Source organism: Rhodopirellula sp. JB055 (genome assembly GCF_043100905.1).
Taxonomy (GTDB): Bacteria; Planctomycetota; Planctomycetia; order Pirellulales; family Pirellulaceae; genus Rhodopirellula.
Genome location: NZ_JBICHO010000303.1, coordinates 1 through 7,968, shown reverse-complemented (window position 1 = coordinate 7,968; position 7,968 = coordinate 1). Strand labels below are relative to the sequence as shown.

The 7,968-nt window shown below is 56.3% G+C and carries 5 protein-coding genes and 1 pseudogene; 5 read left to right on the top strand and 1 reads right to left on the bottom strand.

Annotated features, from left to right (window positions below):
- The 5 genes and pseudogenes from ACF8AM_RS11955 to ACF8AM_RS11935 form a co-directional block, all read left to right on the top strand.
- Positions 1 to 254 (top strand): annotated as a pseudogene (locus ACF8AM_RS11955) (hypothetical protein); the annotation flags it as partial.
- A 60-nt stretch (positions 255 to 314) separates the two neighbouring features.
- The gene (locus ACF8AM_RS11950) at positions 315 to 2,540 is read left to right on the top strand and encodes a prolyl oligopeptidase family protein (protein ID WP_392555850.1); all 2,226 of its coding nucleotides are present in this window, start codon (positions 315 to 317) and stop codon (positions 2,538 to 2,540) included.
- A gap of 162 nt (positions 2,541 to 2,702) precedes the next feature.
- Positions 2,703 to 3,503, top strand: a complete 801-nt coding sequence (locus tag ACF8AM_RS11945) for a site-2 protease family protein (protein ID WP_392555849.1) — start codon at positions 2,703 to 2,705, stop codon at positions 3,501 to 3,503.
- 798 nt (positions 3,504 to 4,301) lie between these two features.
- Positions 4,302 to 4,562 (top strand): hypothetical protein, encoded by a 261-nt coding sequence (locus ACF8AM_RS11940; RefSeq protein ID WP_008655283.1) that lies wholly within the window; start codon positions 4,302 to 4,304, stop codon positions 4,560 to 4,562.
- Between the two features lie 358 nt (positions 4,563 to 4,920).
- A complete protein-coding gene (locus tag ACF8AM_RS11935) occupies positions 4,921 to 6,336 on the top strand; it encodes a POT family MFS transporter (RefSeq protein ID WP_392555848.1) in 1,416 nt (471 codons plus the stop codon).
- Between the two features lie 320 nt (positions 6,337 to 6,656).
- Here the strand turns inward: ACF8AM_RS11935 and ACF8AM_RS11930 are convergent.
- On the bottom strand, positions 6,657 to 7,968 hold a 1,312-nt coding region (locus tag ACF8AM_RS11930; RefSeq protein ID WP_392555847.1), incomplete at its 5' end, for an arylsulfatase.

Genomic DNA, 7,968 nt, shown 5'->3' with positions numbered 1-7,968 from the left:
TGCTGGCCGCGGTCGAGGCTGCTCCCGGTGACGCCAGTGGCATCAAAGTTCGAGTCAGTCGCACACCGTCCGCGATCGCGATGGCCGAAGAGTTCTTGCTGGAAGAACTTCGCCAATCCGGTTTGGACGAAGACGAGATCGATCGACGCCGGCAACTGGTGGAACTGCCCATCGGTGAATCCATCGACGAAGCGTCCGAACCAAGTCCGCTGATTCCAGCCAACGAAACATCCCCGCCCGCCGAAACGCCTTGAGTCGTTTCGGCAATTGTTTTGCTACCGCCGCATTCCACGAAGCACGACGAGAATGACAACATGACCATTTTCCGACACAACGCCCGCCTTCGAAAGACGCTGGCGACGTTCCTTGCCGGCCTTTGCATCAGCTCTCTATCCCAACCCGCCGCCACGGCGGAAGAACCCACCGAGTCGAGTTCCCGCATGAAGCTAGAGTATCCCGCCACCCGCCGTGACGAGGTCGTTGACAATTATCACGGTCGCGAAGTGGCGGATCCGTATCGTTGGCTGGAAGATGTTGAAAGCGACGAAACCGCCGCTTGGGTCGAAGCACAAAACAAGGTCACGCAGAGTTACTTGCAGTCTTTGCCGCAACGCGAAAAGATGCGTGCCCGATTGGAAGCGTTGTGGGACTACTCACGAACCGGCCTTCCCGCCAAACGAGGCGACACGTACTTCTACACCTTCAACGATGGGCTGCAAAATCAAAGCGTTCTGTATCGCACCCCCGTCGATGTGCCACCATCGCAGTGGGAAGCCAACCGCGAGGTGCTGCTGGATCCCAACAACCTGAGCGAAGACGGCACGATGTCGCTCGCGTCATGGGTGCCCAGCGAAGACGGCAAGTACCTCGCCTATGCCATCGCCGATGGTGGCAGCGATTGGCGAACTTGGCGAGTGCGTGAGGTGGCAACCGGCAAAGACACCGACGATTTGATTCAGTGGTCCAAGTTCAGCGGCATTGCGTGGACACCTGACGGCGACGGGTTCTACTACTCGCGTTATGCCGAACCCGCCGAAGGCGAGGAACTGACCGGGACCAACGACAACCAAATGTTGTACTTGCATCACTTGGGCACGCCGCAATCCGAAGACAAGCTGGTGATGAAACGCCCCGATCATCCCAAGTGGGGTTTTGGTGCCTCGGTGACCGAAGATGGTCGCTACCTGGTGATTTCCAACTGGAAGGGCACCGAACCGAAAACGCAGGTGTTCATCCAAGACCTGACGCTCGAAGACGCGCCCGTTCGCGGGCTGATCATGGGCTTTGACGCGGACTACAGCTTCGTTGGCTCGGAAGGATCGACGCTGTACTTCCTGACCGACCATGAGGCCCCGCGTCGCCGTGTGATCAGCTTGGACGTGGCCGAACATGCCAAGCGGACCGACGAGAACGTCGATGAACCCGCCGATCGAGCGGGATGGGAAGAAGTCATCCCGCAGACCGAACACGTTCTGGAGCATGTCTCGTTGCTCAGCGGAGTCTTCTTCGCCAACTACTTGGCCGACGCACTCAACCCAGTCGAACGCTACGCCCTGGATGGCTCGCCGATGGGACGTCTGGAACTGCCCGGCAAAGGCTCTGTGGGAGGCCTGGGAGGCCGCCAGGATGCCATCGAGACGTTCTTCTCTTTCACTAACTACGTTACGCCACCGAGCATCCACCGCGTTGACGTGGCGACGGGCAAGTCCGAACTGGCGATCATGCCCAAAGTCGCCTTTGACGTCAGCCAATACGTCACCGAACAAGTCTTCTGCACCAGCAAGGACGGCACCCAAGTGCCGATCTTGATCACGCGTCACAAAGACGCGCCGATGGACGGTAGCAACCGCACGTTGCTGTACGCTTACGGCGGGTTCAACATTTCCCTGACCCCATCGTATTCGCCTGGCATCGCCGGTTGGTTGGATGCCGGAGGCGTGTACGCCGTGGCCAACCTGCGTGGCGGTGGTGAGTACGGTCGCGAATGGCACGAAGCCGGCATGCAGTTAAATAAGCAAAACGTCTTCGACGACTTCATCGCCGCCGCGGAACACTTGATCGACATGGGCATCACCAGCCGCAAACGACTAGGCGTTCGTGGTGGCAGCAACGGCGGTTTGCTAATCGGTGCCGTGATGACTCAGCGTCCTGATTTGTTCGGTGCGTGTTTGCCAGCCGTGGGTGTGATGGACATGCTGCGTTACCACAAGTTCACGATCGGTTGGGCTTGGGTCAGCGAGTTTGGAAGCAGCGACGATGAAACACAAATCGACAACCTGTTGTCGTACAGCCCGCTGCACAATTTGAAACCTGGGACGTGCTACCCCGCCACGATGGTAACCACAGCAGACCGAGACGACCGCGTCGTGCCCGGTCACAGCTTCAAGTTCGCGGCGGCGTTGCAAGCAGCTCAGTCGTGCGATAACCCCACATTGATTCGGATCGAAACACGCGCCGGTCACGGGGCGGGTACACCGACGAGTAAGAAGATTGACGAGTACGCTGATCTCTGGGCATTCTTGCTCGAAAACTTGAAGTGATCTTGGTGCACCAACGACCTCGTCCGACGACGGACGAGGCCCGGTGCAACTTGCCTCCCTGAACCAAGCCAACCATCCGCCACGCTCCGTCTCCATCGCTCGCGGCGATGGGATCATCTTCCCCTCACAACCTCCCCAAAGACTTCACCGTCCGCCATTCCAATGCTGCTGCAACAACCCCAAGAATCGCCCTACGACGTCCACTTCCAACTGTTCGGATTTCCGATCCGAATCGCTTGGACGTTTTGGCTGGGCGCGGTCGTGTTTGGGTTCTACTTGGTGGATGGATTCGACCGGATGGAAGGCAGCCCGGGCCGCCTTCCATTGCTGCTGTTGTGGGCTCTCTGCATGCTCGTTTCGATCCTGATTCACGAACTCGGCCACGCGTTTGCCTTTCGCCACTATGGCATCGAATCCTCGTTGGTTTTGTACCACTTTGGTGGGCTTGCCGTGCCCCGATCCACGCACAATTACGGCGGTTTTGCCTCGTCTTTCTCGGCTCCCAGGCTCAGTCCTGCCGCCGAACTCTGGATCGCGTTGGCGGGGCCAATGGCGCAACTTGCGTCCGCCGCGGTCCTGGTCGGCGCGGTCAAGCTGATGGGGCACAACGTCAAGGCGTTTGCCGCGATGCCTTACCCGCTCAATTCGATTCCCGGCGTCTTGGAAGGCACGGACATCGACAGCCTCGGCATGTTCGCGCTGGTCACGTTTTACGTCTGGCCCAGCGTGATGTGGGCAGTGCTGAATTTGATCCCGGTGTTCCCGCTCGATGGCGGACGAATCATGCGTTCGCTGGTCATGATGGGAGGTGGCCGAACCGATACATGGCTGTGGATCAGCATGATCGTTGGTGGTGCTTGTGCACTGTACGGTTTTCAAAGCCAGCAACTGTTTCTCGGCATCCTGTTCTTGTCGTTGGCGGTGGGCAACTACCAAATGATGCAAGGTTCAGCGCGTTACTAACACGCACTTGGGGGCGGCATGCATCCTTGGCACGTCGTTGCCTGCGATCGACGACGCGCAACAACATTTGTGCGAGTCGACATGTCACGTCGCGCGCTACGCACGTGAAGCTACGCTGATCTCGCATCGCAACGTTTGTTGTGGCGTTCAAACATGCCCGCGCAGACGATGCCACTGCGCCGTTGAACGTGCAATGTTTGTCATCAACATCACGTTCAAGGACCCATTTGCACGTTCAACGACGTGTTTTTTTCAAACTTTTTTTACGTGGTTGAATCGCTTGTTCATCGAACGTTTGAACGACGCGCATGCATGCCGCGCAAGCAACGCGTTGACGTTGCAATAACAACACGTTGCACGTGTGTCATTGCAAAAACATTGAAAAAGCCAAGTGTTACCGCACTTGTTTGCGCGCAAGGCAACAACGTGGAACGAACCGTTGATGCAAACAAGCCACACCGCGCATCAACGACGAAGCAAAACAACATGCAAAAAATGCGTTTGCCGTAGCAAAATTTGTTGGCGACGCAAGCGGTTTTTTCACGAAAACATGTTGCGGAATCCAGCGAAGCGCGTACAGTTACGCGCACGTACTAACGATCGTTTTTGTTTGCAAGGTCGATGAGGATCATCGAAGCGGATAGAATCGATCACCATCGATTGTTGTTGAGCCGTGGCCGGTGACTTGCAATCAACTTTGAAAGCGAAGACGTCAACGCATTCGCGATGACAGAATCGATGTCACAGTTCGCAAGTCACAATGACTCGACAACAGTTCCTTTCTCGCGGAGGAAGAACGTGGCCAAGAAAAAAGCAACCAAGAAGACCGTCAAACGCGCTGCCAAAAAGAGCGTGAAGGCAGCCAAGAAGACCGCTCGTAAAGCAGTCAAGAAGAAAGCTGTCAAAAAGAAAGCCGTGAAGAAGGGCGTCAAGAAAACCGCTCGCAAGGCAACCAAGAAGAAGGCTGTGAAGAAGAAAGCCGTCAAAAAGGCAGCCAAGAAGAAGGTCGCCAAAAAGAAGGCAACCAAGAAGAAAGTTGCCAAGAAGAAACGACGCTAAGCCAGATTGATTGGGCGAGCCAAATCGGCTCTCCAATCTTTCCCGATTCAAATTTGACAAGCCACGTTGAACTCCAAGTTGGAGAACGTGGCTTTTTTTACGCCCTGGCTCAATCGAGGGAGTGGAGAACCAGAGGGCGCTACCAACCACCGTGTCGCGACGCTTGGCGTGCAATCGAGCCCCAAAATCTTGCTGCGCCTGAAACGTTGATTTCCCGCCCCATTTAATCGCCGCGGGGACTGGTTTGGCTGCCTCCAGCGGCTTAATTTGGCCCCTGTCAGCTTCTCCATCACCCCTTCCTCGCTGACGCCCACAGGGCCTGTTCGCCCATCCGTGCCAATCCAACGGAACCTGCTTGATGTCGACACCCGATACAACCACTTCTGATCAACCGAACACACCCAAATATCGAGATCAGCCCGAAGCCACCACTGGTATGCCCGCCGGCATCCCCTACATCATCGGCAACGAAGCCGCTGAACGATTTAGCTTTTACGGGATGCGGTCGATCCTCACGGTCTTCATGACCACCTACCTGCTCAACGCCAGTGGTGAACTGGATCCAATGAGCGACGAGGACGCCAAGTTTTGGGGGCACACCTTCATCATGGCGGCCTACTTCACTCCGCTACTCGGTGCTTTTGTGGCCGACTGGTTGCTCGGCAAGTATCGAACCATCTTGTACCTGTCCGTCTTGTACTGCCTCGGACACTTAGCACTCGCGATGAACGAAACCCGATTTGGCCTAGCCATTGGGTTGGGACTGATCGCACTTGGAACGGGTGCGATCAAACCATGTGTCTCCGCCCACGTTGGCGACCAGTTCGGAACCAAAAACTCCCATCTACTCGCGAAAGTCTTTGGATGGTTCTACGTTGCCATCAACCTAGGATCTTTTTTCTCCACCCTGCTCACGCCATGGCTGCTCGACCGATATGGTTCGCAGATCGCATTCGGGGTCCCCGGCGTGTTGATGGCAATCGCCACGTTGCTGTTTTGGATGGGGCGGAACAAGTTCATTCACATTCCCGCCCGAGGCCCGGGCGTCTTCAAAGATGCCTTCACTGGAGTCGGTGGACTCGCGCTTCTGAACCTGATCCCAATCTACCTTTTGGTCGCTGTTTTCTGGAGCCTGTTTGACCAGACCGCTACCTCGTGGGTGATCCAAGCCGAAAGCATGAACCGAAATGTCTTCGGGTTTGAATTGCTGTCCAGTCAAATCCAAGCGGCGAACCCATTCCTGATCCTCATTTTTGTGCCGCTGTTCAGCTACGTGCTGTACCCAGCGATTGACCGAGTGTTCCCTCTGACCCCCTTGCGGAAGATCTCTTTGGGCATGTTCCTGACCGTGTCTTCCTTCGCAATCATCGCGTTAATCGAACAAAACATTCAAGATGGTGGCACACCTTCGATCGCTTGGCAGGTGCTGGCCTACACGATTCTGACCGCTGCAGAAGTCATGGTGTCGATCACCTGCCTGGAATTCAGCTACACACAGGCACCTAACAGCATCAAGAGCATCATCATGAGCTTTTACCTGCTGTCCGTCGCACTGGGCAACTTCATCGCCGCTGGTGTCAATGCGATCATCTCCAACCCAGATGGTACATCGAAACTCCCAGGTGCGACCTACTACTGGTTCTTCGCCGGGTTGATGTTGGTGGCGGCCTGCCTGTTCATCTTTGTCGCACTGATTTACCGAGGCAAAACCTACATCCAGGACGACGAAACCCTGGATGCCGAATCAACCGCCGAAAACTCGATGACCGCTTGAGCGCCGCGGTCATCCGAGGGCTGAGCGCCAAGTCAAGCGATTGCCGTGGCGTCAGACTTTTTGACGGCGCGTTTCCAGCTCTAAAAAACACCGCGTAAGCGTTAAACCGAAGCGGGTTTTGTGACCTACCTGTCAAAGCCCGCATCCACGGACATTCGCATGTCCTTGGGTTGCCCGCTGCCGGTCATCGCGATGAGCGTGCTGGAATCCAATCCTGACAAGCCGCGATCAATTCGATCTCTGACTCGACCGCCGCCGAAAGCTCACGCAGTGTTTGCTTCCCCGCCTGGTGAACGATTTAGTCCATTCCAGTCGGCCATTTAAGGACTCGGCAGCGAAACGCCTTCGGGAAGGAACGTGACCTCGCGATCATTGGCAACCTTTGGCCCCTCCGTGCTGCGTCCGGTTTCGACGTAGTCGTTGAGCAACAGCAACAACGAATCGACGACTTCTGGATTCTCCTTCGCGACGTTGGTCTTCTCGGCGGGGTCCGCCTCCAGGTCAAACAACTGCAGCGGCGGAAGCCCTTGAAGCTTTGCCTTGGGCTCCCGAGGATTGCTCCAGCCACCGCTGCCATGCGCCAAGCACAGCTTCCAATTGCCACGACGAATGGCGAACGAACCACCGATGCTGTGGCTGACCAAAGCTTCGCGATCCGATGAGTCATCACCGCCAAAGACCCCAGTCAGATCAAACCCGTCTTCACCACCAGTCGCTTCCCGTGGTTGCTCCGTGATCGACTGCAATGTCGCGTACACATCCGTCAAACAGGCAAGCGCGTTGGTCGTCTTGCCCGCGACAACCTTTCCCGGCCATCGCACGATGAAAGGCACGCGGTGACCGCCTTCGTAGATGTCCGCTTTGTGCCCGCGATACTTGCCGCTCGGATCATGACCATGTTTCGCGAGTTCACCAAAGTTGGCTTCCGGTGAGCAACCGTTGTCACTGGTGAAGATCACCAATGTGTTTTCGTCGATGCCTGCATTGGAAATCGCATCAAGCAGTTGGCCCATGTGATGATCCACCTGCATTACGAAGTCTGCGTACGGATTCATCCCACTGGCGTCTTTGAATGGCGGCACGGGAACGATTGGAGTATGCGGGGCAGGAAGCGGCAGATACAAGAAGAACGGCTTGTCCTCTTTCACACGTTCTTCCACAAAAGCGATCGACTTGCCAAACAAGTGCGGCAACACCTGTTCAATCTCAAAGTCATCACCAATCGGTCCGTTGCGATACCAACCGTAGCGGTTTTGCTTCTTCGTCACACCTTCCTTTCGAGTCGGCACACTGGTTGGCTTTCCAGTATCGACCCAAACATACGGCGGCATGTCCAACGATCCGCAGTGACCGTAGTACTGGTCGAAGCCGTTGCTGTCGGGACCATTCAAAACCGGCTGCGTGAAATCAATCTCTTTGCCGTTCTTGTGCCAATCCCAACCGAGGTGCCACTTGCCGATCAGAGCGGTCTTGTAACCGGCTGTTTTGAGATGGGAGGGAAGGGTCACGACATCGTTGCGGAGGTTCCCCCAGCTCGTGGGGCGATCGGGCAGCGGTGTGCGGATCACGCCGGGGACCCCCGCCATATCAGGATAAAGCCCCGTAATGAACGAGGCACGGGTCGGTGAGCAG